Genomic DNA, 25,858 nt, shown 5'->3' on the forward strand with positions numbered 1-25,858 from the left:
TGCAATTTGAGTAAAGGAGATTTTTGCAAAACAATGAATACCGATTTACAGACAAACGCGCCTCAACCTTACGGAAGAAAACGCAGCAGTACTTCCAAGCGCCAGGTGTATGTGTTTCTGAGTGTGTGGGTAATCCTGATTGTCGTTGGAGTCGTCGGAACTATGTGGTATACAGACCATACAAAACGGGCGCTGACTGCTCAATTGGAGGCTCAGACGGCAAGCAAGCTTGCGGTCATGCAGCAGCATTATGAGGAACGGATTGAAGCGGTGGAAAAATCGTTTGCGGATGAAATCCTCAACTTGGGCAGCAAGGTGGAATCGCTGAATGAACTGCTGACCTTTACGAAGGATAACGCCAGTAACAGAACCGACAATAGCAACAAGCTATACACCCAGATTAACGAAGTAAAGAAGAAGCTGAATGAGCTTGAGAAAAATCTGGAAGTGCTGAAATGATGATCAACGTCAAAAGCATCAATCGGCTTGGGCTGCTTGCATGCGCCCCATTTGCAGGCATGTTGATCTGGCTCTTATGGTTCCCGGTTACGGTCGAGCTGTCTTCGGCCGCATTCCCTGACCCGCCCGCTTATACGACGGAACCGATCAACTCCGGAAGCACAGCGATGGGGGAAAAGCTGGATGAAGCGAACGGTATTGCGTCCAGCATTTCCACTTCAATGAAAAAAACAGCCTGGCTCTACAATGAGACGAATCGGAATGTCAGCGCCATCGCCAAAACGGCCAGCAAGCAGGCAGAGAAACCGCTTCGAATTTATGACAACCGCATCAGCTCCAAGCTTGGAAAGCCGGCACAGACATTGGATACCGATCGGATGCGCGCCCAGCTCTTTTATATAAACGCTGAGAACTTCAAAGGTTATGCGTTAAAGGTAAGGCTTAAATCCGGCGACGCCATGTCCATGACGCTCGGCAATGATAAATATGGCGGTGCAGAGACCACGCTTGCAGCAGTGCAGCGGATGAATGCGGCAGCAGGTATCAATGCAGGCGGCTTCGCAGACCAGAAGGGGTCTCGCTACCCGCTCAGTACGACGATTGTAGACGGCGAATATGTGAACGGATTTGAGCCTTCATTCTCGGATTTGTTCTTCGTTGGAATCAACAAGGATCTCAAGCTGGTCGGCAACAAATACAACAGCCGCGCTCAGTTGGACAAGGAACAGGCCCAGTTTGGCGCATCCTTCGTGCCTATTCTGCTCAAAGACGGGAGCAAGCAGACGATTCCGCCCAAATGGCAGACAAGCCCGAAAAGGGCTGCCCGTACGGTCATTGCCAACTATAAGGACGACCAACTGCTGTTTCTCGTCACGGATGCTGCCGATGAGCGCGGCAATTCAGGCGCATCACTTGCAGAGCTGCAAATTTTGCTCCAGCGCTACGGCGCTATCAATGCCTATAACCTGGATGGCGGCGGCTCATCAACTCTTGTTTTCAATGGGAAAGTAATCAACAAGCCTTCGGACGGCACGCTCCGCAAGCTGGCGACAAACTTCCTGCTCTTTTCTTGAACCATTAAAGGCCATCGCCAGACAGACGGAATCCATGATGTCTGCCCAGCGATGGCCTTCTTGCTTGTATTGCCGAAATATGGACTACGCTTGAAATTTCGCTCCCTCGCTTACGGACCATTCTTCCAATGATAGCATCGGGTCTGCCTTCATATCGAGCTCGGAGAATTGCCCGCGCTCCCACTTGAGATGTGCGGCGGCGGCGATCATCGCTGCATTGTCGGTACATAACGACATAGGTGGAATGAGCAGCGGCACATTCTCCTCATCGCAGCGAGCCTGCAGCGCGGCTCTTAGTCCGCCGTTGGCCGCCACGCCGCCGCAAAGCAGAAGCTGCTTGGCATCGTAAGCATGAACAGCTCGAATCGCCTTCTCCACAAGCACCTCAATGACCGATTCCTGAAAACCGCGCGCAAGCGTTGCAGGGTCCAGCATCAGTCCCTTCATATTCGCCTGATTGATTGCCGCAAGCACCGCCGACTTTAGCCCGCTGAAGCTGAAATCATAGGAATCTGGCTCGAGCCAAGCTCTTGGCAGCGGCAGCGCCTCCTCCGCGCTCTGGGCCAGCTTGTCAACATGAGGTCCGCCGGGATACGGGAACTTGAGCGAGCGAGCTACTTTGTCATAAGCCTCGCCGACCGCATCATCCCGCGTGCGTCCGATAATACGGAATGAACCCTCCTGCTCCAGCACGACCAGTTCGGTATGTCCGCCGGAGACTACAAGCGCTACAGATGGGTAGACCATCGTGTGAACCAGCTTGTTGGCATAGATATGTCCGGCAATATGATGCGTCCCAATCAACGGAACATCAAGGGCCATCGCTAAGCTTTTGGCGGCCACAAGACCGACCAGGAGCGCGCCGACCAGTCCCGGTCCCTGGGTCACTGCAACAGCGTCGATATCCGCCAGCGTAATGCCGGCCTTGTGAACCGCTTCTTCCATAATAAGCGTAATTGACTCTACATGCTGGCGTGATGCAATCTCCGGCACTACGCCGCCGAACTGCTTATGCGTCTCAATCTGGCTGGAGATGATATTGGATAATATCTCTCTCCCGCCGCGGACAACTGCAGCTGAAGTTTCGTCACAGCTTGTTTCGATTGCCAATATAATTTCATCACAGGCGGCAGCCGGTTTAGTCTTCGTCATCTTCTACACCTGCTTTCACCTGATCCAGCTCCGCCCACATAATCAAGGCATCTTCCCCATTATCCGAATAGTAACCAGGCCTTACCCCCGAGGGCTCGAATCCGAGCTTCCGATACAAGTTCTGCGCGATTTCATTGCTCACCCGCACTTCCAGCGTCATACGCGCCGAGCCGAAAAATACAGCTGTCCGCTGCAGCTCGCGCAGCAGCCTCTCGCCAAGACCTTGCCCGCGGTAGCCGATGCGTACAGCAATATTGGTAATATGCGCCTCATCCATGATCGTCCACATCCCCCCATAGCCGATCGCCTGCCCTTCCCATTCCATCACCATATACCGGGCAAAATGGTTATTAGTCAGCTCATTTATGAATGCTTCGGCTGTCCAGGGACTTGTAAAAGCCTCTTGCTCAATCTGGCAAATAACCGGCACGTCCTCCAACTGCATGGAGCGAAACACCAGACTTTCAGGCTGAATGACAGTCTGTTGCTCACCCGAACCGCAAGCTTCGGGCTTCTCCTGGATGACATCGCCGATGCTCTCCAGGCTGCCTGCATGAACAGCGTGCTTCTTCGTATCAGACACGACGCTGCACCTCCCCGCCTTTGGCTGCGAGCAATTTGGCTTCCGCTTCAGCCAATTGAGTATAATTCGGCACTAATGCATGCGGATCGCTCAACTCGCCGCACTGAAGCTTGTCCCGCCCCAGACGGGCGATATGGCTACCCTCCAGGCTATAGGCTGCAAGTTGTACTTGGGCAATGCCATTCATCTCTGAAAACCGCTCAATCTGCTCCCGGTGCAAGTCCAAATCTCCCGCGAATATAATCTCCTGCGGATGCACATTTCCGTCCCGGAGATGCTCCGCCAGCTTATCCACCCAATCGGCCATCAGCCGGATGCCATCATCGACTATGCGCTGCCAATTCCCGCCTGCATCGGCGACAAAGGCCGCTGTATAGACCTGACCGCGGCGGGCATCCATTAGCGGTATGACCCAGCGCAAAGTTCCCTTGTCGCCGGCGGACCGCAGTGCGCCCCCGTAAGCCAGACCCTCCAGCGATGAGACGCTGACCAGCGGCTTGTTCCACGCCCAGGCAAGCGTCTTGCCGATCGTCACGGCAATCCTCATGCCGGTATAAGAGCCAGGCCCGCAGCCGACAATAATAGCCGCCAGTTCAGAGGGAGACTTATCAGCTTGCGTGAGCAGTTCCTTAAGAGCGGCTACGCTGTATACGGAATGATTGCGCTCAGACATCGAATTCAGTTCTCCGAGCACACGCTCTCCTTCCATTAATGAAGCCGCCATGACAGCAGTGGACGTATCAATTGCCAGCACCAGCGGCCCGGTCGTTGTCGAAGGCTCTGATGCTCCGCTTTCTGTATGATGAAGATTCACTTGCTCCCGCCCCCTAACATGCCTAACTCTCTGCACCAGGTCGCATAAGGTTCTCCCCGACCTGCAAGCATGAATCGGCGCGCTTCGCCGCCCAGGTGCTCGATGTACAAATCAAGCCGGCTCTCCGGCAGTATCGGCTCGATAATGCTGGCCCATTCTACAATGGTTGCCCCTTCGCCAAAAAAGTAATCATCCAGCCCCAGATCCTCTGCTTCCTCCAGCGAAATTCGATAAACATCCATATGATAAAAAGGCAGCCTGCTGCCTGTATATTCCTTGATAATTGTAAAAGTCGGGCTGTTCACAACCGCTGTCACTCCAACCGACGCTGCAAAGGCCTGGGAAAATCTCGTCTTCCCTGCCCCCAGATCGCCATCCAGCGCAAGCACTATGCCCGGCACCGCGCGATCGCCCAGCCAATTTGCAAGCCAGACCGTATCCTGTTCGGAGTGTACCGTCCATTCACTTTGCGTAACTTCCAATTTAGACATTCTGCTCACCTGTTGCTTTCAGAAAAATGGTTATAACCCCGCTTGGGTATTGCCGTGCGGTCACTGCCTTCCCGCCTGTACATCCATACACCCGGAGCTCCAGCCTCCACCCGGCCGATCTGGTACAAAGGAATGCCTTGCCGGTTCAGCTCTTCTTTTGCTTGTTCGAAATTGCTCTCAGCTATCGTACCGATGAGAATATAGTCTTCTCCGCCATACAGCATCCAGTCAACCGGATTTCTGCCCGCCTGCTTGGCATACTGCTGCAAACTGGTACTGCGCGGCAGCGAATACTCATTCAGCACCAGCGAGACCTGCGAGGCTTCGGCCAATTCCCAGGCTTCACTGGCAAGTCCGTCACTTACATCGTTAAGCGCATGACAGTACCCTAGCGAAGCAAGGAGCCTGCCAGCCGTTACCGAGGGCTGTGGACGCCGATGTTGACGCACCAGCGCACCGGCGCCATCAGTATCGGCCAGCTTCTGGGCGGCCGCTGCCAGTTCCCGGTGGGACTGGGTTCCCCTTGCTCGCTCCGGGAGCTTTGTCAAATAATCCAGACCTGCTGCTGACATGCCGATCAGTCCGGTAATAAATACTGCGTCGCCCGGCTGTGCCCCCGAGCGGTACAGACTGCGCCCGGCCTCAATGATGCCGGTCAGCGTAACCGACAGCACCAAATGCGAAGGCGAAGAAGTCGTATCTCCGCCCACAATTGCAACATTATATTGACTTGCACAGGCATACAAACCGTCATAGATCCGCTTTACTCGCTCCATACTGTAAGAGGGAGGCACACTGACAGTTACAACCGCATGTCTTGGTATGCCGCCCATCGCAGCAATGTCGCTGATGTTGGCTGCCAAAGCCTTGTAACCGACATCCTCGTCCAGCATAGTCAAGTCGTTGAAATGAATCATCTCGACCATGGTATCCACTGTGATCAGGCTATGCCATGCTTCAGAGGCCCCTGCGCCTTGGGCTTCTGGCACAGCCTGGACGACAGCCGCATCATCGCCTATGCCCCGTACGACTCCGCGCTCTTCCTGCCAGGAATGCTTCTGCCGATCCTCTGTCCAACTGCGTATGCCAGCAAATTCATCCAAGCGGTCCCCTCCCTTCAGCGTGTTATCCGAAAGATTGATCACATTATAGCCGTCCTGAATATTCGTCCGCAACTAGGGCAAGAGGATCAGTGAATATCCTTTTTCTTGAACCGTCCGCCTTTTACATCGTGAATATTGCCAATCGCAACGAAAGCGTGGTTGTCGAGCTCATGGACAATGGACTTGAGCTTGGCTTCTTCCAGCCGGTTAATGACGCAGAAGATTACCCGCTTGCTGGAGCCCGTAAAGGCGCCCTCCCCATTAAGATAAGTTACGCCACGGCCCAATCGGTCCATAATCGCAGAACCAATCTCCGTGGATTCATCGCTAATAATCCATACCGCCTTGGATTCGTCGAAGCCCTCCAGCGTGACGTCAATCAGTTTGAAGGCGATGTAGTAGGCAATCAGTGAATACATTGCGCGATCCCAGGTGAACACGAAGCCAGCGGTAATCATAATAAAGAAGTTGAAAAACATCACAATCTCGCCCACGGAGAAAGGAGATTTTTTGTTAATCAGAATCGCAACAATCTCGGTTCCGTCCAGCGATCCCCCGAATCGAATAACAAGTCCTACACCCACGCCAAGCAACACGCCGCCAAATACGGTAACCAGAAACAAGTTGCTGGTCAGCGGAGGCACAGAGTGCAGCAAAGCGGTGTCAATTGACATGACGGTAACGCCATAAAGCGTTGACATCGCAAAGGTTTTTCCGATTTGCTTATAACCCAAAAATAAAAATGGGAGATTGAGCAAAAACAAAAACAGCCCGAGCGGCAGTTGCGTCAAATGGGAGACAATAATGGATATGCCTACGATCCCGCCATCAATAATATTATTGGGTACAAGAAAGATTTCCAACGCTACTGCCATCAGAGAAGCTCCGAGCGTAATGAACAGGATGCGGAACATCAAATCCAGCTTGGTCAGTTTGAGATGCTGATGTGTTGCCATATACAAGGCTCCCCTTTTTTCGTCTCCCTATTATTCTATATGAATCTTTGTAATTGATAAAGAATTTCCTTGCCGGGTCACGCTTGAGCCATCAGTCGTTCATGGCTGATTAGAGTTGGAATTGGGCTGCGAGCCTAGCGATCGTCAAGGTTGACTTCGATTTAATGCCAATTCATGCAAAAAAACCTTTCCCGCGGGTATGCCCGAATAGAAAAGGTTGTTGTCTGATAACAGACCAAATATAGCGGCTATTGAAAAGGGATCATTTCCGCAATCGTAACAAATCTGTAGCCTTTGCTCTTCAGCCTGGAAATAATAATCGGCAGCGCCTCGACACTTCCGCTAAGCTTCTCGCCTTTGCCGGAATGCTGAAGAACAATCGAGCCAGGCTTGATATAGGGCAGTACGTTGGCGCATACTTCCTTGGCGCTAAGCCCTTTCCAATCCAGTGAATCCACATTCCAGTTCACGGCCTTGCGATGGTTTTTGGCCAGCCATTTGATCTGCGGTTCGGTAATATTGCCATAAGGCGTGCGAATATAGCTCGGAACATAACCTGTGAACTGGGCTATAATCCGGTCGGTTCGAATAATTTCGTTACGAAATCCATCCAAGTCAAGCTTGTTCATATTCGGATGGCTGTATGAATGGTTGCCAATAATATGTCCCTCTCTGACAATGCGCTTCATGACATTCGGATAGCCCTCAGCCCGATTGCCCAGCACAAAAAACGTCGCTTTTACCCCTTCTTTTTTTAGAATATCCAAAATCCGAGGCGTGAATTTATTATCCGGCGCATCATCAAAGGTTAGCGCTACGCGTCGGATGGAAGAATTGCCGCTCAGCACGAAGGTCCGCGGATATTTGGCATGCAGCTCTGACAGCGAGAGCGGCTTAAAAACCGGAATGGTTTTCTTTTCTATGCCTGTTAAAGGGATGAGGCTGTTTTTTTTTATTTCTTTGGTCTTCGTCTGCCCCGTCGAAGGATCAGACGCAATGCAGCAGCCAGGCAATGCTGACAGCATGGCAAGCACCAGTACCAACACCGCAGCTGTCCGTAACTGCTTCATGGTTGCTCCTCCCTCGTATCAATGATAGACCTTATTGTTGCCCTTTTCCCTTCTTTCCATTCGGAGCCAGACAACAGCAGTTCGGCAGTGTCCGAGCGGATAAGTGATTTTTTGCAAGCGCAAGCGTTTTTGCCGCCTTTGACAGGCAAAAAATAACCAGCCTGCAGGATGGCAGACTGGTTATTCAAGGTGAATTGCAGCCACAAGCGCCCTTATCGAGCGTCTTGCCTGCGCTGTCATTCCTCGGTAAATGAACGGTTCTCTTCATCCATGGTGTCCGTTGTAGAATCATCGATCAAACCATTATGTGGCGTTACCTGACCGCCTCCAAGTCCTTCATTGACCATCCGGTCAATATCCATGAAATAGTCCTCGCGACCTTCGTGCGAGATGTCTGCGGCAGCTTCTGGCGTTTGCGAAGAATTTCCAGGCTCTGACATGGGTCTGTACCTCCTTTCTGTTCTCGATCAGACAGATTCCGGGGTGTACTTGGGACAACCCTATGCTCAAAATATAACCTCTCTGATTCATTTTCATTCAGGGTGGATATGCTAACTGCAAATAAGGGCGAATGACGGGAGGAAGTAAGAAAATGCATACGGTATGGAAGGGAGCTATCAGCTTCGGACTTGTGCATGTTCCGGTGAAAATGTTTTCCGCTACAGAGGATAAAGATATCTCCATGAAAATGATTCACAAGGTATGCGGCGGGCCAGTCAGCTATGTCCGGCAATGCAAAAATTGTGAGGTGGATGTGGAATGGGATGATATTGCCAAGGGCTATGAGTACGAGAAAGGGCGCTATGTTCTTTTTGAAAAAGACGAACTTGATGCCCTCGCTTCCGAAGCTACCAAAACGATTCAAATTCTGGACTTTGTTGACCTGAAGGAAATCGATCCGATTTATTTTCAGAAAACATATTACTTGTCCCCGGATCAAGCCGGCGGCAATGCTTATAATCTGCTGCTTGCGGCTATGCGCGATACCGGCAAGATCGGCATTTCCAAAATATCAATTCGTTCGAAAAGCAGCTTGGCGGCAATTCGCGTGCTCGACAACTGTCTGGCAATCGAGACGGTTTTTTATCCGGATGAAATCAGACCTGTGAGCCAAGTACCCGGTCTGCCTGATGCCGTCCAAGTCAATGAGAAGGAGCTGACGATGGCGCGGATGCTCATCGATCAATTGTCAGCAGCTTTCGAGCCGTCCAAATACACGGATGATTACCGAAATCGGCTGATGGATGCCATCGGCAAGAAAATTGCCGGAGAAGAGGTTCATGTTGCCCCTGAACAGCAACGCACGAATGTTATTGATCTTATGGCTGCTCTGCAAGCAAGTCTGGAGGCGGTTCAGACCGACTCTCCAGCAACAGCCGGCGCTGCTGCGAAGGTTGCAGTAAAGAAAACAGCCAAACCTCGAAGCAAGACGACAAAGCCAAAGACCAAAGAGACCGTATCCTAGTTGGCTGCCCGAAGGATTGAATGATAGGCGCGGATTGGTCAACTTGACCCCGGATATCGCTACCGTTATTGCCCGAAGGTACATGCCTTGGGATTGGTCTGAGTAATTGCCTGGATACTTGGCTGACGAAGCGATTGGTGGCGCGTCCACTGCAGATAGTTCACCTTGACCGTCAACTGCGGCCTTAGCCAGACTGCTTCCTTGCTCCGTTCAGGCATATTGACGAACGGACGCTGCTCCACCTTAAGCTCATCCGCCAGCCGAGTCAGACTCGCCCAATTCTCAGCATTCAGCTTGCCTGCGCCGGCATGCCCGATATACCACAACTTCCCTTCCGCGTCGTAAAGACCCAGGAGCAGTGCATTAACCTGCTTATCCCGGTAAGTAACGCCGCCCACGACAGCGTTAAGGTCATGAATATTTTTCTTCTTGCGCCAGCGGTCATCCTTCCCGTCAATCATATAGGGGCTGTCCAAGTCTTTCACGACAACCCCTTCAAGTCCGTGAGCCTCTACAACTCCATAGAGCGCTGCGGCATCAGGCGTGCTGGACACAAGCTGGACAACAGAACCCGGACAAACGATGCTCTCCAGCAATTGCTGACGTTGGCGAAGCGGGAAATCCGTCACCCAATTCCCGTTTACATACAGCACATCGAAGATCATATAGGTGACCGGCACTTCTTTGACAAGCGCGGGAATAGCAGACGACTTATGCGCTTGATCCCGGCGCATAATCTGATGGAACGACGGTTTTCCGTGATCCAGCGCAATCAGCTCCCCATCCAGAATGGCAGACGCTGCCGTACAAAATTGTTCTATCTGTTGCAATTCAGGATACTGGATCGTGCGGTCATTGAGCCGCCGGTTAACTAGACGGACTTGATCGCCGTCATAGTAAAGCAGCATTCGCACGCCGTCCCATTTCACCTGCCCAATCCACTGCTCGCCCGACGGGATGAGAGTTACAGATATCGGTTCAAACGGAATGATTGGCTCAAGCTTCATTGTTTGTTCCTCCAATCGTATTCACAAGTCCAAGGAGTTGAGAAATGTATGTCTACTGCGGTAAAAGGCTCGATCATGATTCAAGGCCAGGAGTTAACCATTACCAACCCGGACAAGCTGTTGTGGCCGGAGATGGGAATTACCAAGCTGATGTATCTGGAGAAGCTGGGCGAGTTGGCTCCCTATTTGATCAAGCACTGCAAGGATCGGTACTTGACTACGATCCGTTATCCGGACGGCATTCATGGCAAGTCCTTTTACCAGAAAAATTATCCCCAGCCAAAGCCCGAATTTGTTAAGCTCGCCCCGCTTGGCACGATTGCCTATGTCCATCTGGAATCGCTGCCTGTTTTGCTATGGCTTGGGAATCTGGCCTGTCTGGAGTTTCACGCTTCCTTCGACCGAATCAGCGAGCCTGAGCGCCCTACCGAGTGGATCATTGACCTTGATCCGTCAATTGAGGAGGAGCCGCGAATTATGGAAGCCGCATCGCTTGTCGGCAAGCTGCTGCTCTCGCTCGGCATCCGGTCGATCCCGAAAACATCCGGGGCAACGGGCGTTCAGATTATTGTGCCCCTGCTGCAAGACTTGACCTTTGATGAGCTGCGGCAGATCGGTCAGTTCGTTGGCGAATACATGTCGCGTTCCCATCCACAGCTGTTTACGATTGAACGAATGAAGAAAGACCGCGGCAATATGATTTACTTCGATTACTTGCAGCACTACCGGGGCAAAACGATATCTGCATCCTATACGCCGCGGGCAAGGAAGGCAGCCAGCGTCTCTACCCCGCTTGCTTGGGAGGAGGTTGAGCGTGATGTGAAGCCCGGAGATTATCATCTGCTCAATATTATGCAGCGCCTCCGCAGCAAAGGCGACCTGATCGACTCTGTTCCCGCCCAAAATCTGCGCCCGATACTGCAGTTCATTGGACACTGACAAGTTAACGAATGAAAGCCAGGCAAAGTCGTCAGTCGGTGTCTACAGAAGCGGAGACAAAAGCCGGGACGCTGCTTCGCCGATTTTGTGCAGCCGCGGGCGACTTTTGAAGCTGGAGAGACGAAGTTCCTCACTGGCCTGCAAATCGCGCCGGAAGTCCTTTTCTACCTGTTCAATCGAACCGCTGTTGAACAAAATTGCTGTCAGTTCGAAATTACTGAAAAAACTTCGCATATCTATATTTGCAGTTCCGATGGATGCCAGCAGCCGGTCCACAATCAGCGTCTTGGAGTGGATAAACCCTTTTTGATAACGGTAGATTCTCACTCCCGCTTCCAGCAATTCTTCCACATAAGAAAGCGAAGCGAACATGACGATTTGGGAATCGCAAACCTGTGGGATAATCAGCCTCACATCTACGCCGCTCAAGGCAGCTGTGCGCAGCCCCATGAGCAGACTCGTGTCCGGGATGAAGTACGGCGAGGTGATGTATATTCTAGACTTGGCAACCGCGATCGCATTGAAATAGCATTCCAGCACAGCATTGGCACTGCTGTCCGGCCCGCTCGACACAATTTGTACCTGTTCGTTGGACTGGCACTGGTGTTCCGGGAACAAATTTTGACCAGACAACTTTTCTCTGGCAGCGAACCACCAGTCTCGCATGAAGATATCCTGCAAGGAGTAAACCGCGTCTCCGTATATCCCAAGATGGGTATCCCGCCAAAAGCCCAGCTTCGAATTCCCGTTCAAGTATTCGTCCCCGATATTAATTCCGCCCAGGAAACCTGTCGTGCCGTCAATAATTACGATTTTGCGGTGATTTCGGTAATTCATTCGCTTCTCGAAAAATGCCAGCCGCGGCGGCAAAAAGCAACAGGTCTGGATTCCCGCGCTTTCAAGCTCGCTAAAGTATGAACCATGCGTCTCATAACTGCCCACGCCATCATAAATAATTCGGACCTGAACGCCGGCCATCGCTTTGCGAATTAACACCTCTTTGAAACGCTCCCCGATCCGGTCATCGCGTATCGTGTAATATTCCATATGAATATGATCCTCGGCCTGTTCAATCGCCTTCAAAATCTGCTCATAGGTTTCGTGGCCGTTTTGCAACACTTCGATTTTATTGCAGGACGTTATAGGCGACATGCTGAAGCTTTGCAGCAGATGGAACAGTCTCTCCTGGTGGATAAATTGACCATCGCCGAGATCGGAAATACGGTGAATAAGCTTGGTACGGCGAAGGGCGCGCAGACGCAGCTCTGTAGAGACAATGCCATGGCGGCGAACGGTGCGCTTTCTTTGAAATTCTTTTGCCATGAAGTAGTAGGTTACGAAGCCGATCAGCGGAAAGACAAACAAAATAAGCTGCCATGCTACTGCCTTGGACGGATGACGATATTCGACAATCAAGATGGTCAGAACTTGAAATATAAAGACCACAAGGGCAATTATGACCCAAATCATTACGCTTCTCCTTCCGTGTAGGCCTACTTTGCTAGCTTTGACTTGTCCGGCAACCTCTATACTTTTGAAAATAAAACGTAAAAAGATTATTCGGCAGGCGGATTGGTCTATTTGGGCCGGATGTTGAATAAATAGCTAAGAAAGCATCAAATCAGCAAAGGAGGAAGGGAATCGATGTTCAAAGATCATAAGCAGAGATTATCATCCATGGAAACGCTGATCGGCCAAGGTACAAAGGCAGAAGGAAAGTTCCATTGTGAGACCGGAATCCGGATTGAGGGAGAGTACCACGGCGATATTGATTGCAAGGGAGACGTCATTGTCGGCGAGTACGGGTTATGCAAATCAAGTATTTCTGCGCAAGATGTCACCATTGCCGGGGTCGTCTATGGCGAAGTGTATACCAGAGGCGTGCTAACGATTACAGCGTCAGGCCAGCTTCATGGCAATACAAAGGCCCATTCCCTTGTTATTCAGGAAGGCGGATTGCTGAACGGAACCTGTCTGATGGAAAAGCCGACGGTCTCTTCCGCCTCCCCGCTTGCACCTCATGCCGACAAACCACGCGCGGAACAGGAAGGCAAGACCAAGGAGAAAAAGGCGCTCCAGGCCGGGTAGTACATAGTTGGAGCCGGATAAACAGGAAGGTTATGGCCCGTATTGAAAAATAAAGCCCCTGCTGGTAGCCACAGGATCATCTGTTGCTATCAGCAGGGGCTGGTTATTCTGTTCACTGCTATGGCCTAGGTTGCGACATCGCGCTTCTTAAAGATATACCAGGTAATCAAGATAAAAATCACATAGTAGACGGCAAGCACGGACAACGAGAAGCCCAGCGTAAGGTCATGCTCCCCACGGCCAAACATATTCCCGCCGCTCAAGTAATCACTAAGCCTGAGATTCAAGAACAGCACATATTTGACCCATGGGTAATCCATCAAAGAGAGAATACCCGTTAACAGTTGGCCGCCAAACAACAGGAAGATGGACAGGCCGATCGCAAAGCTGCCGCTTCGGAATACGGTTGAAACCAGAAACGACAGTGTAACGACCATTATCATGCTGATAAACTCATATCCGTGGTATTGAAGGAAAAAATTAAGCGCTGGTAGTTGATCCACACCCATTCTTGCTTCCGTATCGCTGCCGAAAAGCAGCCAGTTCAAGACGAAGTTCCACACCAGCAGCAGCAAGACGAACAGAAACGCAAACAGCACCAGCGATATATACTTGGACAGCAGAATCTTCGAGCGGGTCCATGGCCGGATCAGGAGCAGCTTGATCGTCCCGGTACTGAATTCTCCGGCTACGGTCTCAGCCGCAATAATAACAGCAAAGATCGTAATCAAGTTGACACCGAGCATCGTGTTGATCTGAAAGGCCATCCACATGGAAGGAAGGTTTCCATCCGGAAAGGCGTACGCCGCAATGCTGATAGCCAGCGTAAGCACCAGGAGCATACCAAACATTATCCATGTACGCGTTCGGCGATATATCTTCATGTTCTCATTCCGGACTAGCTGAACGAAATCAAACAATCTGCTCTCCCCCTGTCACTTCAAGGAACTGGTCCTCAAGAGATTTCGTGAGCAGACGAATGCCGTACACCTTAATGCCCGCTGAAACCAGCTTGGCATTGATCTGTGCAATCTGTTCACGATCTGCTGTCAGCACCACCCGGTTATCCTTATGTTCAACCTGCAAGTCGGAAAGCACCAGCGCCGCCTCCGACGGCTGATCGACTTCAAAAGCCACTTCAGCGGCTGCCGGTTCGCTGCCAAGACGTTGAATCTGGCGAATATCGATCAGCTTGCCGGACTGAATAATGGCCACCCGGTCACACATCAGTTCCATCTCTGAGAGCAAGTGGCTAGAGACAAATACTGAAGTCTGCTCTTCCGCAGCCAATCTGCGCAAGTAATCCCTAAGCTCACGAATCCCCGCAGGATCGAGCCCATTGGTCGGTTCATCCAGTATTAGCAGTGCAGGCTTGTGCAAGATCGCTTGGGCAACCCCAAGCCGCTGCCGCATGCCCAGCGAGTACGTCTTGACCTTGTCATGAATTCTTGCTTTCAAGCCAACCAGTTGAATAACCTCGTCAATACGCTGTTTGGAGATGCCGGGAAACATGCGTGCATAATGAACAAGGTTGTCATAGCCGCTCAAATACTTGTACATTTCGGGATTTTCTACAATAGCTCCTACATGCTTGATCGCCTGTTCGAATTGAGAGCTGATCCGATGTCCGCGAATGATGATCTCTCCATCCGACAGCTTCATCAATCCAACCATCATTCGGATCGTCGTCGTCTTGCCCGATCCATTGGGACCCAGGAAGCCAAAAACTTCCCCCTGAGGCACATCCAGCGTGAGCTTGTCAATAATGGTCCGTCTGCCAATCCGTTTGGTTACGCCTTGGAGTCTGACTACTGGCTCATCGGTAAGCTGCTGCATTGATTACCTCCTGCAATTTGCCCTTCAGGCTGTATTAAAAGCTTTACCTATTATAACCAAGTACGATAGCCAAAGAAAAGGCACTTAAACAAAAATTAAGGTTCGCTGTCGGCTATGCCGGTAGCGAACCAGATGATCAGGAGGTCATTGTATACGATTTGGAACTATACATCTCGTGGAACATCCGATTATGATGACCGTATGGTGTGGAGTCGTTGAGAACGGTAATTTCAAGGGCACTGTCCGTTACACCCGCTCCGTCCAACACAGCTGTCATGTTCTCCAACTCTTCCCGGCAGGGAACACAGCAGCCCAGCGGGTGGACAACACGGAAAAATCCGGTCCGGAACAATTGGTGAGCCTGACTGACCGGTTCCAGCTTTTTGCATACGACACAATAATACAGCTCTGAATTAGGCATTCTTTCCGCTCTCCTTTTTCTCGACAACTACTAATTGCATCAATCAGATCGCTTATGTTACAATTTGTATCTAGATACATTTAATTTATGACAAATAGCGAATTTTGTCAAGACATGTTGTGAAAAATTTGTCATTATTGTTGTCGGATTGTGTGATTTCAACGAACTTCAGCTTCATGAATGCATCTGAAATTTCCTGTCCTGTTTTAATTTATGAGGACAAGAATCCAAATAGAACCATATTCCGCTAAAACCTGCATGGCTGGAAATCGGATATGAAACACTTCGTATCATCAGTGTTGAATCGAATAGAAAGGCTACCGTTTCAAGAGATGAATCTGTCAAATCAACTACCGATATGATAGAATATATTTGAAAATATATTATTTTTTACTATACAAGGGGGTGTTACCACATGCAGTCGGCATCTCATCTTACATGGCAATCCTCCACCTTAAATCGGCAGGAGCGTGCCATGCGCAACGGTCATCAAAGCTGCACCTTATGGTTTACCGGACTATCAGGAGCCGGGAAGTCTACCCTTGCCTTTGCGCTGGAACAGGAGCTTTTTGCAAGGGGCAAAGCAGTCTACGTGCTTGACGGCGATAATATTCGACACGGCCTGAACCGTGACCTCGGTTTTTCTCCAGAAGATCGTCGGGAAAATATACGCCGAATCGGGGAAGTCTCGAAATTGCTGGTCGATGCGGGGATCATTGTTCTGTCGGCATTTATTTCTCCCCATGAAGAGGATCGCGAGATGGTGCGGAACTTTTTTGCGCCGGAGGATTTTGTCGAAGTCTATGTCAAATGCTCCTTGGCAGAATGCGAAAGAAGGGACCCCAAAGGCCTCTACAAGAAAGCCCGCAGCGGTCAAATTCCGAACTTCACAGGTGTTTCAGCCGGGTATGATATCCCCCGTTCACCTGCGCTTGTGATGGATACGGAGGAACTTTCCGTGGAGGAGTCCGTCAAGCTGTTGATCGAATATCTTGAGGGGCAGGGATTATTGAATTTTCAAGCCTGACATTATATTTTCCTATAGATCTGAAAAAGCTCCCCTTACAGTAACAGGTTTTATTTTTGCCTCTACTGTGAGAGGAGCTTTTTAAAGCCATAAGCCCCTGTGCCCTCATTATCTCCGGTTAATCTCCCGAGCACCCGCGATAGCAATCGTTTGCCTTCCAAGATATCTGGCCAAGCAGAGAAAGCACAACCATAATTGTGTGTTTCAATTTAAAATAATACTTGACAGATAGGCTATACGGATTTATAGTTTTGACATAATGTTTCCACTAGGCAAAACTTTGTCCAATGTGCAAAGTTATTTGCTTAAGGAACACTAGTACATGAAGGCAGTGAGGCGATATTCATGATTCAAGTGAAAAATCTTAATGTCGATTATTTTGGCAATCCTGCTCTCGAACAAGTCGATATCGATATTCCCTTGGGCTATTCTATTGGTATCATTGGGCCCAACGGAGCCGGCAAGTCAACCTTCATCAAATCATTGCTCGGTATCATCAAGAAACGTTCAGGAACAATTACCGTCGGTAATTCAGATATTGCCCTGTGTCAAAAGGACATTGCCTATGTTCCACAGAAAAGCGATGTTGACCTTACCTTTCCAATTACCGTACGAGATACGGTGCTTACCGGCACTTATCCCAAATTGAAGCTGTTCCGCAGGCCGGGAAAGAAAGAAAAGGAACTTGTTGAACGCTGCATGGAAATGGTGGACATCAGCGATCTTGCCCATAAACAAATCAGTAATTTGTCAGGCGGCCAGCTTCAGCGGGTATTCATCGCCAGAGCGCTTGCCCAACAGGCCAACATCTTTTTTCTGGATGAACCGTTCGTTGGCATTGACCTGGTAAGTGAAAAAATTATCGTGAATCTGTTAAAGAAACTGCGTGAGGAAGGCAAAACCATTCTGGTTGTTCACCATGACTTGCATGAAGTTGAGGAGTACTTCGACAAAGTCATCATTTTGAATAGAAAATTAATTGCTTTTGGCGATATTTCCACCACGTTTTCGAGTCAAAATATTCAATCGGCGTATGGTTCTTCCCTCGGGAATGTACAAATTAAGGGACTGGGGGGACTAGTATGATTGAATCCCTGGCGAGTCTGCTAAATATCCCCGTGTATGCGTTAAATGCCGGTCTTTCCGCCATCATTCTTGGCATAGTCTCTGGCGTGCTGGGAAGTTTCATTGTCCTCCGCAGGATGTCCTTGATGGGTGACGCTTTGTCTCATGCCGTATTGCCTGGCGTAGCACTCTCATACATTCTCGGGATTAATATGATCATTGGCGCATCATTATTTGGTCTCTTGGCCGCTATTCTTATCCAATTTATAACAAATCGCAGCACAATCAAAAGCGATACATCAATTGGTATTATTTTAAGCTCATTTTTCGCGTTGGGAATTGTCTTGATCACGTTTGCCCAAAGTGGACTCGACCTCACCCACATCTTATTCGGAAATATTTTGGCTGTTCCCAAGTCGGAACTATTGCAATCTTTTATCATCATGCTGGTTGTTATCGCCGTCGTCAGTTTGTTCTACAAGGAGCTTTTAATCAGTTCCTTCGACCCCGTTGTTTCAAAAGCATATGGATTGAAAACTAACTTTTATCATTATTTATTGATGATGCTGCTTTCTGTCGTGACGGTTTCCTCCTTGTCCCAGGTAGGGATTGTTCTTGTAATTGCCATGCTGGTTATTCCCGCCGCTACCTCGTATCTGTGGACCAACAAACTGCTGCATATGATCGTGCTGGCCTCTTTTTACGGCGCATTCTCCGGGGTGGCAGGTGTTGTGGTCAGTTTCAATTACAATTTGCCTACAAGCGGCACCATTGTGCTGGTTGGTGTTACGGGGTTTGGTATTTCATTTATTGTTTCGCCAAAAAACAACTTTTTCAGGAAAGGATTGAGAACGCGTTGAAAACATATGCATTCGGTGTAATTGTCCTATTTACGTTACTTCTATCTGCTTGTTCCAATGGCAACAGTCCCCCTGGATCTTCTGAAGGGAAATTAAAAATAGTAGCGACCTATTCGATCATTGCCGATATGGTTGAAAACATTGCAGGGGACAAGGCTGAAGTGTACAGCATGGTACCAATTGGCACAGACCCGCATATGTATGATCCGTTACCACAAGACACGCGAAAAGTATCGGAGTCGGATCTGATATTCTACAATGGCCTTAATCTGGAGACAGGGAAGGGCTGGTTTCAAAGCCTTCTGAAAGTCACCAATAAAACGGACGTAGCCTTTGTGGTGTCAGAAGAAGTAGCTCCACTGTACTTAAGCGAAAAAGGGAAGGAATCGCAAGAGGACCCGCATGCCTGGCTTGATATTCAGAATGGGATTAAATACGTGGACTTGATAACAAAACGCATCATTGAAGCTGATCCGGATAATAAGGACTATTATTTGCAAAATCAAGCTAATTACGTAGCTCAACTTGAGGAGACCGACCAATACGCCAAACAGGAGATTCAAAAAATACCGGCGGAAAAACGAGTGTTGGTCACCAGTGAAGGCGCCTTTAAATATTTCTCCAAGGCCTATGGTTTCGAAGCGGCATACATTTGGGAAATCAATACGGATAATCAAGGAACTCCCGACCAAATGAACCATATTATTAAGACTATTAATTATTATCAGATTCCGGCCTTATTTGTTGAAACAAGCGTCAACCCCAAGACGATGGAAACTGTATCCAATGAAACCGGCGTTCCGATCCATTCCAAAATTTTCACGGACTCTCTGGCGAAAAAAGGGGAACCGGGCGACACTTATATTACGATGGTCAAATGGAATATTGACAAGGTTGTTGAAGGCTTGTCGCAATAGCAATTTATATTTTAAGGCTTGCATCTTGATTCCAACGGGTAGTCACTCTAATTGCCCATGAAAAAACACCTTCAAAGCTGTCCCTTATTACTTGCAAGGGAGCATTCTTTGAAGGTGTTTTGATTTGTCTCACGTTATGAATAAATCGGCCGAATTCTTCACGGTCACTTACTTCTTTTTAATGAGAGAAACAAAGTAATCAGGACGAAACCCGTTAATGCAAGGAATGGAATGGTAACAAAGCCGAACCAGTTAATGTATTGCGTATTGCACGGAATGCCTTTCGTACATGGTTGCATGGCATCCAGCCAGGGAAGCTTTTGCTTCATGTAATGATACGTTGAGACGAAAATACCGATTATGGAGAGTGGCAGCACATACTTTTTCACTTTGTCGTCGTCCAAAAAAGCGGCGATGCCGAGAATGATGCTTAACGGATACATTAAAATTCGCTGAAACCAGCATAGCTCGCAAGGAATAAAACCTCTGATCTCACTGAAATAAAGGCTGCCCAATGTAGCAACTACAGCCACCAGCCAAGCAAAAAACAAGTTATTTTGTCTGATTATACGCATAATAACCTGCTCCCCTCCGCCTAATTTGTTTCCTGTTCAATGGCTTTACGAATGGCCTCATAGTCGAACGGGTTGGCAATGACTATGTTGTTTACCATAATGGTAGGCGTTTGCTGAATGTTGAATTTGTCGACCAACAACTGGTCGTGATCCAGCTTTTCTTGTATCGGATTGGATGTCAGCCCTTGCTTGAACTTCTCCACATCCAGACCCGGAATAGTCGCCTGCGCAACCTCCAGCACTTTGGACTCGGTAACCCATAAGTCGTCATGTTTGGTTTGTGCCGGCTGTTCGTCGAAAAGCGCTTTATGGAAATCCCAGAAACGCTCCGGATTATTCATGTAAACCGTTTCGCTTGCCTGGGCCGCAAGCTTGGACTCCTCTCCATGAAACAAGGTATTGATATAAGAAAATGAAACGATGCCCGTATCGATGTAATCACTCTTCAGCTTCGGAAATATCTGTTCTCCCCAAACTTTGCATGAAGGACATTTATAATCGCCAAACTCAACAATTGAAACTTTTGCGTCCGCATTGCCTGCGACGGGTTGTCCGCTTATGGATGGGGACTCTTCCACCGTCAAGTTGGCGTTCTCCTTGCCTTTTCCCGCTTGATTAAGAGCAAATAAAGCACCGAAGATTACAATGATAACTAATGTGTATATGACAAGACTACGGGAATTTTTGTTTTTCTTCTGCATCCGAAACCTCCAGAGAAATAATGAAATCAACTAACTAGCGCCAGAAGGACCAATGCTACCGGAAAACACAACAACTATAGTACGCACAATCGTCTTAATAACATTCCTCCAATAATCGGATACCGTCTCCGTCATCATCTTAGCTTCCCTAACACTTCCAAAAAATATTATACTATCATTTATGGCATAATGGAACATATGATCCTTCATCAGAGTTGGATATATGGGATGGCTTGACGCTTGTGGCAGATTGGCAGCGATTTTCCGAACCTCTGCTGGGCTAGGGCTGAAGCGTCTGGTCCGCCTGCATATGCAGAAGCTTGCTGAATCGGCCTTTGCTGTCGCTGGACAACTGCTGGTAGCCGCCCTGCTGTATAAGCTCCCCCTGCTCCATGACGAGTACCTGATCAGCATTGCGGATGGTGGACAATCGGTGGGCAATGACAATAATGGTCATTTTGCCTTTTAATTGATCAATTGCAGTACGGATTTTGGCTTCATTCTCCAAATCAAGCGCACTGGTGGCCTCATCCAAAATCAAAATGGAAGGTTGGCGCAAAATGGCCCGGGCAAGCACAATCCGCTGGCGCTCTCCTCCGGACAGCCGGATTCCCCGGTCCCCCAGCACGGTATCCAGCCCCTGCGGCAACTGCTGCACAAATTCATCTGAAGCCGAAAATCGCAAGGCGTCCCAAATTTCGGTCTCTGTCGCTTCGGGCTTTACAAGCAGCATATTTTCACGAATTGTAGCATGGAAAAGAAACGGGTCCTGTGAGACGTAGCTGACAGAGGCTCTAAAAGCTGTCAGACGTTCAGGCGTCAGTTGTTTCCCGTCCACGACTACCTCCCCTCTCTCCGGCTGTATCATCCCCATCAGCATATCAATGAGCGTGCTTTTACCTGCTCCGGATTTGCCGACAATGGCCGTCAGACTGCCCGAAGGGATTCGCAAATTGATATTGCGCAGTGCGCACGTTCCCTCATTGCGGTTATAGCGGAAATAAACGTTGCGGCATTCCAGCGCTTCCTCAAGCGGCAGCGGCTCGATATTTTGCAAAGCTTGGCTCTGCAAATTCAGCTCCCTTGCCGCCTCGCATTCCGCTTTCAATTTCATGACGCTGTTGAACGCAGGAATGGAGGAATAAATTTGCTCAACATTGGACTGGATGGAGGAGAAGCGGGGCCATAGCCGTCCCAGGATGAGCACAATCAGCAGCATTTGCCCGGTCTGTACGTGAAATACTTGCAAGGACACATATACGAAGACAGCAATCAAAGCCGCCGAAGCCAGCCTGTAATAGACCTGGGTCGTCGCCTGCAATCTCGTGAACTGGACCATATTTTGTTCCATTCTCACGCAAAGCTCCTGGAACCAGTTCAGATGCGACTGCTCCATCCGGTTGCTTTTCATTTCCTTCATGCCGTGAAAATGCTCGTTGATGCCGAGGAAGTAATTTTGGGACAATTCGGACGTACGATTCCCAAGCTGTTTGGCCCTTCCGACGAAACGGCGGGCAAATGCAGCCAGCAAGAGTCCGCTCACCAGCACCATAACTGTTAAAATCGGCGACAAGAGAAAGGCAAGTGCGATCTGGATTACAGTGAAAATCAAAGCTTGAACCAGGCTCAGGAATAGCTGCGTTCCCTGGCTTACCCGCGCCAACTCCGAGGTCAGAATATGCTGAAAATCGGAGCTGCGCTTTTTGAGAAAGAAGCTCCAGTCCGACTCGATTAAAGTCCGGTATGTATCCAGACGCAAAAAACGGATGAAGCCTTGATGGATTCCCACACTGACAACCGACTGGTTGCGCTGCAAGAGTCCCGTCAAGGTTAGAATCGTTACATAGAGACCCAACACCAGCGGCAGACTTAAAGAAGCGGGAAGGCTGACCAGCGGCTTCAGCAGATCCGAGATAATCGGAAGCTGGGTCACGGTACTATCGGCAAACCCGATCAGACTAAGCATTGGCAAAATAAGCAAAATGCCCAAGCTGTCAAAAAAACTGATCAACAACCCAAGCAGCATGTTGACATACAGCCTGGCTCCGGCAAAAACATGCAGTTTCTTGAAATATAATAAAATCGGCTTCATCGGCATCTCCCTTAAGAATAGGACTGTCTTACTCGCCTGTAAAACCATAGAAAAGGACGCAGCGGGAAATAGAGAAAATGCAGCCCTTTGGGCAGCGGGAACACCTCGGCATCACTAGAGCTTGGATACAGCCGGCGAAGAAGGTAGGCGGTTCTTTGCCGCCAGGATTTTAAAGACAACATATAGCTCTTGTACTTTCCGGCGATATCTGCTGTCGGCTCAGGACATATCTGAACCTTGTTCTCCATAAAAAAAGCAGCCTGTGAAGCCAGCTTGCGAGACTTCTTGCCCGAGTAAAGCGGCTGAAACATATAAGGTATCGGCGTTCCCAAAAAAGACGAAGCGAGCAGCAAAGCCTGACCGCCCAGATGCTGGCTGCCGTTTTTGTAGAACAGCTTAATCAGTCTTTCGTAATCCATGTTCATTCGAATCATCCGGTCAATATCCGCGAGCCAGCGCAATCTGAACCAGGCATGCCGGGCGCCGTGGGCAACCAGATAATCCATCATTTCTTCCTTGCCCATGCAATAGATCGGGTATCCGGTCAGAACACTTGCCCTGCGCTGACTCCAAAGCTCATCAAAGCTGCTCTCCCGCCCGCTGTCAGGATGAAGGCGCCAATGCAGCTCAACCTGTATCTGTTTTCCCGGATGATAGTAGGATTGATGATGATCCTTCCACTTCCAGTCATTAATCAGGCGCAGTTTTGGGTCCTTAATGACATAACCTTGATCTTTTAAAGCAGACTCGGCCCGTTCCACATCCTCCAGCGGGATCAGCACATCCAAATCTTTAGACGCGCGCATGGAAACATCGCTGTACAACTCTTGAGCCAGCAGCGGCCCCTTCAGCACCAGCATGCGGATATTCTCACTTGCCATCTGCTCGGCTACTTGCTTTAGTTCAGCCGTCAGTTGCAGCATCCGAAAGGTATTGCGCGTGCAATCCAAAGTGAGCGCTTCAAGGACATCGGCAGGAATCAATTGCGGCGGCAGCTTTTTCATGGCCGCGTACACGGTCGGGAAGACACGATGATGCCGGACCAGCTCCACGAATTGATTCCAATCGATATCGTCAAGCCATTTCCCGATATGTTCTGCGACCCCATTCTCTTCATACCGTTTCATTAGCTGGAGCATCAGCCCCAACTCTTTGGACCAGGTTAGTTGATGAATTTCCCATCGCGGGCTCATTTGACGCCTCCTTCTATATACCGGGCGAATTTCGCTACACAGGTGTAGCGCTCCCTGCCCTCAGCTCCGGTAATTACAATTGGACCGCTGCGCAGCCAGGCATGCGCGACCAGCCTCCCCTTCTCATCCCGTCCCATTCCCAGATACAGCGTGCTTTCGATCTTGCGTCGTTCCAGCATACGCATGGCTGCGATGGCTTTTACCATGCATTGGCTTTCCCACCACGTATGACGGCTCATCAATTGCACCGCGTAGGAAACCTCCCTTAATACGGGAATTTGGGCGGGCTGCGGCTGCTCCGTTGTTTCCGCCATATGCTCGCCCAAAGCAGGGGCTATCCTGGAGAACGGCAAAGCTTTCAGTATCCGCGCCCAGCCTAAATAAAAATAAGCCTCCAGCAAAAGTCTTTTATGCGCTCCTTTCAGAGAGGCATACCGTTTCCATTTTCTCCACACGACTAAATCCTCTCCTATTCAGAAAGCAGACTGATCAGCCCCTCTTGCTTAAGCTGCTGCAAAAAGCTCAGCACCTGGGTCTGGCACTCCTCGCGTGCAACCTCATACCGCTCTGTCAGGTCGTCGATCAGTTGCCCCACCGTCTGGCCGGAGGCTATACTTTCCCAAATGATGCCGCCCATGGAGCCAAGGTTATAGTACTTGCCGGAGCGAATGCTCATCATGACCTTCTCCCCCGCCATATCACTAACCAGGTTCCCTTCCTCTTGCTGAATCTTGTCTTCCAATTGGATTATGCTAACCGACATGGTAGGCCTCCCCTTCCATTACCCATTGTAAAATGTGATCCGCCATCACAGGGGCTGTAAACCCCTCTGATCCCCTCTTGAATTGCGCCATCAGCAGTTGACCTGCCAGCCGGGCTGTAAAATCGAAATGCCACTGTCCGAGTCCGAGCATCGGCACCAGAAAATTGCGGTAGGTATGGGTAAAAAGAAGCGGCATACCCATTAATCCCGACAATTTCATATAGCTCAGTCCTGTGCTTTCCGTCCCCTCATTATGCTGCAGTTCAAAAAAGCCTGCGAGCGGCACCGGCTGGCTCTCGAAGCTATCCCTCACCGGCACCCCAAATTTTTCTGTTTCGTCAAACAATGCGGCATAGTCTCCTCCGTACATCCCCAGCCGATCCAGGCTGGCCTGCCACAATTTCTGCTGCGGATAGGACGGAATCACAACCGGACAGCCCTGCTCCGTAAACGATATGGCAATGACATCATCGGTTAGCATACTGTATCCCCGCTGTGTGAACACGGCCGCCAATGTTGATTTTCCTGCCCCCGATTCTCCGCAGAAGGCATAAGCTTTTCCGTTCAGAACTACAGCACTGCCATGCAGCGGAAGAATGCCGCGTTGAAGCAACAAGGCCCCCATGCAAGACCCCAGAATATAGAGCCTGAGTTGGTCCTCGTTGCAGTTCTCAAAAGGCGATACCCAAATATATCGGCCCCCCTCGATCCCTAATATACCGACATTCGGGATATAAAACAGAACTTGCTCCCCGTTCAAGGCAGTATAAGCGTTCCACATCCGTGCATGCCCCCATGCCTGCTGCAAATCTGCTCTCCTGATTTCGACCTGTCCGGTTATTCCGCCGCCCGACGAGCCAGGCTCGTGCACAATCAATTCGGGGATCGGAAATTCACTTACCAGGGACATGCCAAAGGCGATATACTGAAACGGACCCCTCTTCAAACTCTCCCACCTCTGCAATCCTGCCAATTGTAAAATCGGGCCCTTACACAGTGACATGTATAAGGGCCAAACCGGGATAATGAATTAAATTACGACCATGGATGCGGCTCCCAAGGGGTTGGTGTGTCCGGTTTCGTGTCTGTAATGTCCAAATCGCTTGGCGTGACGTAGTCAACATACTTGGTTCCTTTGCCTTGCAACGTCATGTTGATGTCAAGCGTTTCAAGCTTCGGTTGTTCCCATACTTTTTTGCTCATGGTTT

The 25,858-nt window shown here is 49.7% G+C and carries 30 protein-coding genes; 9 read left to right on the forward strand and 21 right to left on the reverse strand.

All coding sequences use genetic code 11. The annotated features are described in order from the left end of the window. Window positions 1-33 precede the first annotated feature (33 nt). Entirely contained in the window at window positions 34-459 is a 426-nt protein-coding gene (locus JFN88_RS02640; protein ID WP_233167345.1) for a hypothetical protein, read from the forward strand. Beyond that, window positions 456-1,532: a phosphodiester glycosidase family protein gene (locus tag JFN88_RS02645; RefSeq protein WP_199017736.1), complete on the forward strand. Its 1,077-nt coding sequence runs from the start codon at window positions 456-458 to the stop codon at window positions 1,530-1,532. Before JFN88_RS02640 ends, JFN88_RS02645 begins: the two co-directional genes overlap by 4 nt. Before the next feature lie 84 nt (window positions 1,533-1,616). Here the strand turns inward: JFN88_RS02645 and tsaD are convergent, their stop codons facing one another. The 8 genes from tsaD to JFN88_RS02685 form a co-directional block, all read right to left on the reverse strand. Continuing rightward, window positions 1,617-2,684 (reverse strand): tRNA (adenosine(37)-N6)-threonylcarbamoyltransferase complex transferase subunit TsaD, encoded by a 1,068-nt coding sequence (gene tsaD / locus JFN88_RS02650; RefSeq protein ID WP_199017737.1) that lies wholly within the window; start codon window positions 2,682-2,684, stop codon window positions 1,617-1,619. Continuing rightward, window positions 2,671-3,159, reverse strand: coding sequence for a ribosomal protein S18-alanine N-acetyltransferase (rimI, locus tag JFN88_RS02655; RefSeq protein WP_332908425.1), 489 nt, complete (start codon window positions 3,157-3,159; stop codon window positions 2,671-2,673). Before rimI ends, tsaD begins: the two co-directional genes overlap by 14 nt. A 100-nt stretch (window positions 3,160-3,259) precedes the next feature. After that, window positions 3,260-4,081, reverse strand: a complete 822-nt coding sequence (gene tsaB / locus JFN88_RS02660; RefSeq protein WP_332908423.1) for a tRNA (adenosine(37)-N6)-threonylcarbamoyltransferase complex dimerization subunit type 1 TsaB — start codon at window positions 4,079-4,081, stop codon at window positions 3,260-3,262. Then, window positions 4,078-4,572 (reverse strand): tRNA (adenosine(37)-N6)-threonylcarbamoyltransferase complex ATPase subunit type 1 TsaE, encoded by a 495-nt coding sequence (gene tsaE, locus JFN88_RS02665; protein ID WP_199017738.1) that lies wholly within the window; start codon window positions 4,570-4,572, stop codon window positions 4,078-4,080. Before tsaE ends, tsaB begins: the two co-directional genes overlap by 4 nt. Window positions 4,573-4,577: 5 nt before the next feature. Then, window positions 4,578-5,675 (reverse strand): thiamine-phosphate kinase, encoded by a 1,098-nt coding sequence (gene thiL, locus JFN88_RS02670; RefSeq protein WP_233167346.1) that lies wholly within the window; start codon window positions 5,673-5,675, stop codon window positions 4,578-4,580. 86 nt (window positions 5,676-5,761) lie between these two features. After that, window positions 5,762-6,631 carry a YitT family protein gene (locus JFN88_RS02675; RefSeq protein ID WP_199017739.1) on the reverse strand — a complete coding sequence of 290 codons (870 nt, stop codon included), beginning with the start codon at window positions 6,629-6,631 and terminating at the stop codon, window positions 5,762-5,764. A 248-nt stretch (window positions 6,632-6,879) separates the two neighbouring features. Then, complete coding sequence (locus JFN88_RS02680; RefSeq protein ID WP_233167347.1) at window positions 6,880-7,701, reverse strand: polysaccharide deacetylase family protein; 822 nt, start codon at window positions 7,699-7,701, stop codon at window positions 6,880-6,882. 236 nt (window positions 7,702-7,937) lie between these two features. Further along, a complete protein-coding gene (locus tag JFN88_RS02685) occupies window positions 7,938-8,141 on the reverse strand; it encodes a hypothetical protein (RefSeq protein ID WP_199017740.1) in 204 nt (67 codons plus the stop codon). A 152-nt stretch (window positions 8,142-8,293) separates the two neighbouring features. Here JFN88_RS02685 and ku point away from each other — a divergent pair, with 152 nt between their 5' ends. Beyond that, window positions 8,294-9,166 carry a non-homologous end joining protein Ku gene (gene ku / locus JFN88_RS02690; RefSeq protein WP_199017741.1) on the forward strand — a complete coding sequence of 291 codons (873 nt, stop codon included), beginning with the start codon at window positions 8,294-8,296 and terminating at the stop codon, window positions 9,164-9,166. A 65-nt stretch (window positions 9,167-9,231) separates the two neighbouring features. On the opposite strand, the gene JFN88_RS02695 is transcribed toward ku, so the two are convergent. After that, on the reverse strand, window positions 9,232-10,173 hold the full coding sequence (locus tag JFN88_RS02695; RefSeq protein ID WP_199017742.1) for an ATP-dependent DNA ligase: 942 nt from the start codon (window positions 10,171-10,173) through the stop codon (window positions 9,232-9,234). A gap of 48 nt (window positions 10,174-10,221) precedes the next feature. On the opposite strand from JFN88_RS02695, the gene ligD reads away from it, so the two are divergent. Further along, the gene (gene ligD / locus JFN88_RS02700; RefSeq protein ID WP_199017743.1) at window positions 10,222-11,112 is read left to right on the forward strand and encodes a non-homologous end-joining DNA ligase; all 891 of its coding nucleotides are present in this window, start codon (window positions 10,222-10,224) and stop codon (window positions 11,110-11,112) included. Window positions 11,113-11,154: 42 nt separating this feature from the next. Here ligD and cls read toward each other — a convergent pair whose 3' ends face one another. Further along, complete coding sequence (gene cls, locus JFN88_RS02705) at window positions 11,155-12,582, reverse strand: cardiolipin synthase (RefSeq protein ID WP_199017744.1); 1,428 nt, start codon at window positions 12,580-12,582, stop codon at window positions 11,155-11,157. A 174-nt stretch (window positions 12,583-12,756) separates the two neighbouring features. On the opposite strand from cls, the gene JFN88_RS02710 reads away from it, so the two are divergent. Then, window positions 12,757-13,200: a bactofilin family protein gene (locus JFN88_RS02710; RefSeq protein WP_199017745.1), complete on the forward strand. Its 444-nt coding sequence runs from the start codon at window positions 12,757-12,759 to the stop codon at window positions 13,198-13,200. Between the two features lie 125 nt (window positions 13,201-13,325). On the opposite strand, the gene JFN88_RS02715 is transcribed toward JFN88_RS02710, so the two are convergent. From JFN88_RS02715 to JFN88_RS02725, 3 genes are all read right to left on the reverse strand, one after another. Continuing rightward, window positions 13,326-14,120 carry an ABC transporter permease gene (locus tag JFN88_RS02715; protein ID WP_199017746.1) on the reverse strand — a complete coding sequence of 265 codons (795 nt, stop codon included), beginning with the start codon at window positions 14,118-14,120 and terminating at the stop codon, window positions 13,326-13,328. Next, window positions 14,113-15,036 (reverse strand): ABC transporter ATP-binding protein, encoded by a 924-nt coding sequence (locus JFN88_RS02720; protein ID WP_199017747.1) that lies wholly within the window; start codon window positions 15,034-15,036, stop codon window positions 14,113-14,115. Before JFN88_RS02720 ends, JFN88_RS02715 begins: the two co-directional genes overlap by 8 nt. Before the next feature lie 136 nt (window positions 15,037-15,172). Further along, window positions 15,173-15,457 carry a hypothetical protein gene (locus JFN88_RS02725; RefSeq protein ID WP_199017748.1) on the reverse strand — a complete coding sequence of 95 codons (285 nt, stop codon included), beginning with the start codon at window positions 15,455-15,457 and terminating at the stop codon, window positions 15,173-15,175. Window positions 15,458-15,872: 415 nt separating this feature from the next. Between JFN88_RS02725 and cysC the strand changes: the two genes are divergently transcribed. The 4 genes from cysC (at window position 15,873) to JFN88_RS02745 (ending at window position 19,326) form a co-directional block, all read left to right on the forward strand. Continuing rightward, a complete protein-coding gene (gene cysC, locus JFN88_RS02730) occupies window positions 15,873-16,484 on the forward strand; it encodes an adenylyl-sulfate kinase (RefSeq protein WP_199017749.1) in 612 nt (203 codons plus the stop codon). A gap of 348 nt (window positions 16,485-16,832) precedes the next feature. Beyond that, window positions 16,833-17,570 carry a metal ABC transporter ATP-binding protein gene (locus JFN88_RS02735; RefSeq protein WP_379165834.1) on the forward strand — a complete coding sequence of 246 codons (738 nt, stop codon included), beginning with the start codon at window positions 16,833-16,835 and terminating at the stop codon, window positions 17,568-17,570. Then, complete coding sequence (locus JFN88_RS02740; protein WP_199017751.1) at window positions 17,567-18,409, forward strand: metal ABC transporter permease; 843 nt, start codon at window positions 17,567-17,569, stop codon at window positions 18,407-18,409. Before JFN88_RS02735 ends, JFN88_RS02740 begins: the two co-directional genes overlap by 4 nt. Further along, a complete protein-coding gene (locus JFN88_RS02745) occupies window positions 18,406-19,326 on the forward strand; it encodes a metal ABC transporter substrate-binding protein (protein ID WP_199017752.1) in 921 nt (306 codons plus the stop codon). The genes JFN88_RS02740 and JFN88_RS02745 overlap by 4 nt, the downstream gene beginning before the upstream one ends. A 164-nt stretch (window positions 19,327-19,490) precedes the next feature. On the opposite strand, the gene JFN88_RS02750 is transcribed toward JFN88_RS02745, so the two are convergent. From JFN88_RS02750 to JFN88_RS25595, 8 genes are all read right to left on the reverse strand, one after another. Next, entirely contained in the window at window positions 19,491-19,901 is a 411-nt protein-coding gene (locus JFN88_RS02750; protein ID WP_199017753.1) for a disulfide oxidoreductase, read from the reverse strand. 20 nt (window positions 19,902-19,921) lie between these two features. After that, the gene (locus JFN88_RS02755) at window positions 19,922-20,602 is read right to left on the reverse strand and encodes a DsbA family protein (RefSeq protein WP_199017754.1); all 681 of its coding nucleotides are present in this window, start codon (window positions 20,600-20,602) and stop codon (window positions 19,922-19,924) included. 280 nt (window positions 20,603-20,882) lie between these two features. Beyond that, on the reverse strand, window positions 20,883-22,694 hold the full coding sequence (locus JFN88_RS02760) for an ABC transporter ATP-binding protein (RefSeq protein ID WP_199017755.1): 1,812 nt from the start codon (window positions 22,692-22,694) through the stop codon (window positions 20,883-20,885). 11 nt (window positions 22,695-22,705) lie between these two features. Further along, window positions 22,706-23,887, reverse strand: a complete 1,182-nt coding sequence (locus tag JFN88_RS02765; protein WP_199017756.1) for a nucleotidyltransferase domain-containing protein — start codon at window positions 23,885-23,887, stop codon at window positions 22,706-22,708. Further along, the gene (locus JFN88_RS02770; RefSeq protein WP_199017757.1) at window positions 23,884-24,342 is read right to left on the reverse strand and encodes a lasso peptide biosynthesis B2 protein; all 459 of its coding nucleotides are present in this window, start codon (window positions 24,340-24,342) and stop codon (window positions 23,884-23,886) included. Before JFN88_RS02770 ends, JFN88_RS02765 begins: the two co-directional genes overlap by 4 nt. A 14-nt stretch (window positions 24,343-24,356) precedes the next feature. After that, entirely contained in the window at window positions 24,357-24,650 is a 294-nt protein-coding gene (locus JFN88_RS02775; protein WP_199017758.1) for a lasso peptide biosynthesis PqqD family chaperone, read from the reverse strand. Continuing rightward, entirely contained in the window at window positions 24,640-25,596 is a 957-nt protein-coding gene (locus JFN88_RS02780) for a phosphoenolpyruvate carboxykinase (ATP) (RefSeq protein WP_199017759.1), read from the reverse strand. Before JFN88_RS02780 ends, JFN88_RS02775 begins: the two co-directional genes overlap by 11 nt. Window positions 25,597-25,685: 89 nt before the next feature. After that, window positions 25,686-25,853, reverse strand: a complete 168-nt coding sequence (locus JFN88_RS25595) for a paeninodin family lasso peptide (protein WP_199017760.1) — start codon at window positions 25,851-25,853, stop codon at window positions 25,686-25,688. Window positions 25,854-25,858 lie beyond the last annotated feature (5 nt).

Origin of the sequence: Paenibacillus roseus, assembly GCF_016424485.1 — a bacterium.
GTDB lineage: Bacteria > Bacillota > Bacilli > Paenibacillales > Paenibacillaceae > Paenibacillus_D > Paenibacillus_D roseus.

Bases quoted from the DNA above. Each gene is read 5' to 3' on its own strand.
- JFN88_RS02640 (WP_233167345.1), top strand. From the start codon at position 34: ATGAATACCGATTTACAGACAAACGCGCCTCAACCTTACGGAAGAAAA.
- JFN88_RS02645 (WP_199017736.1), top strand. From the start codon at position 456: ATGATGATCAACGTCAAAAGCATCAATCGGCTTGGGCTGCTTGCATGC.
- tsaD (WP_199017737.1), bottom strand. From the start codon at position 2,684: ATGACGAAGACTAAACCGGCTGCCGCCTGTGATGAAATTATATTGGCA.
- tsaE (WP_199017738.1), bottom strand. From the start codon at position 4,572: ATGTCTAAATTGGAAGTTACGCAAAGTGAATGGACGGTACACTCCGAA.
- JFN88_RS02675 (WP_199017739.1), bottom strand. From the start codon at position 6,631: ATGGCAACACATCAGCATCTCAAACTGACCAAGCTGGATTTGATGTTC.
- JFN88_RS02680 (WP_233167347.1), bottom strand. From the start codon at position 7,701: ATGAAGCAGTTACGGACAGCTGCGGTGTTGGTACTGGTGCTTGCCATG.
- JFN88_RS02685 (WP_199017740.1), bottom strand. From the start codon at position 8,141: ATGTCAGAGCCTGGAAATTCTTCGCAAACGCCAGAAGCTGCCGCAGAC.
- ku (WP_199017741.1), top strand. From the start codon at position 8,294: ATGCATACGGTATGGAAGGGAGCTATCAGCTTCGGACTTGTGCATGTT.
- JFN88_RS02695 (WP_199017742.1), bottom strand. From the start codon at position 10,173: ATGAAGCTTGAGCCAATCATTCCGTTTGAACCGATATCTGTAACTCTC.
- ligD (WP_199017743.1), top strand. From the start codon at position 10,222: ATGTCTACTGCGGTAAAAGGCTCGATCATGATTCAAGGCCAGGAGTTA.
- cls (WP_199017744.1), bottom strand. From the start codon at position 12,582: ATGATTTGGGTCATAATTGCCCTTGTGGTCTTTATATTTCAAGTTCTG.
- JFN88_RS02710 (WP_199017745.1), top strand. From the start codon at position 12,757: ATGTTCAAAGATCATAAGCAGAGATTATCATCCATGGAAACGCTGATC.
- JFN88_RS02720 (WP_199017747.1), bottom strand. From the start codon at position 15,036: ATGCAGCAGCTTACCGATGAGCCAGTAGTCAGACTCCAAGGCGTAACC.
- JFN88_RS02725 (WP_199017748.1), bottom strand. From the start codon at position 15,457: ATGCCTAATTCAGAGCTGTATTATTGTGTCGTATGCAAAAAGCTGGAA.
- cysC (WP_199017749.1), top strand. From the start codon at position 15,873: ATGCAGTCGGCATCTCATCTTACATGGCAATCCTCCACCTTAAATCGG.
- JFN88_RS02740 (WP_199017751.1), top strand. From the start codon at position 17,567: ATGATTGAATCCCTGGCGAGTCTGCTAAATATCCCCGTGTATGCGTTA.
- JFN88_RS02750 (WP_199017753.1), bottom strand. From the start codon at position 19,901: ATGCGTATAATCAGACAAAATAACTTGTTTTTTGCTTGGCTGGTGGCT.
- JFN88_RS02755 (WP_199017754.1), bottom strand. From the start codon at position 20,602: ATGCAGAAGAAAAACAAAAATTCCCGTAGTCTTGTCATATACACATTA.
- JFN88_RS02760 (WP_199017755.1), bottom strand. From the start codon at position 22,694: ATGAAGCCGATTTTATTATATTTCAAGAAACTGCATGTTTTTGCCGGA.
- JFN88_RS02765 (WP_199017756.1), bottom strand. From the start codon at position 23,887: ATGAGCCCGCGATGGGAAATTCATCAACTAACCTGGTCCAAAGAGTTG.
- JFN88_RS02775 (WP_199017758.1), bottom strand. From the start codon at position 24,650: ATGTCGGTTAGCATAATCCAATTGGAAGACAAGATTCAGCAAGAGGAA.
- JFN88_RS25595 (WP_199017760.1), bottom strand. From the start codon at position 25,853: ATGAGCAAAAAAGTATGGGAACAACCGAAGCTTGAAACGCTTGACATC.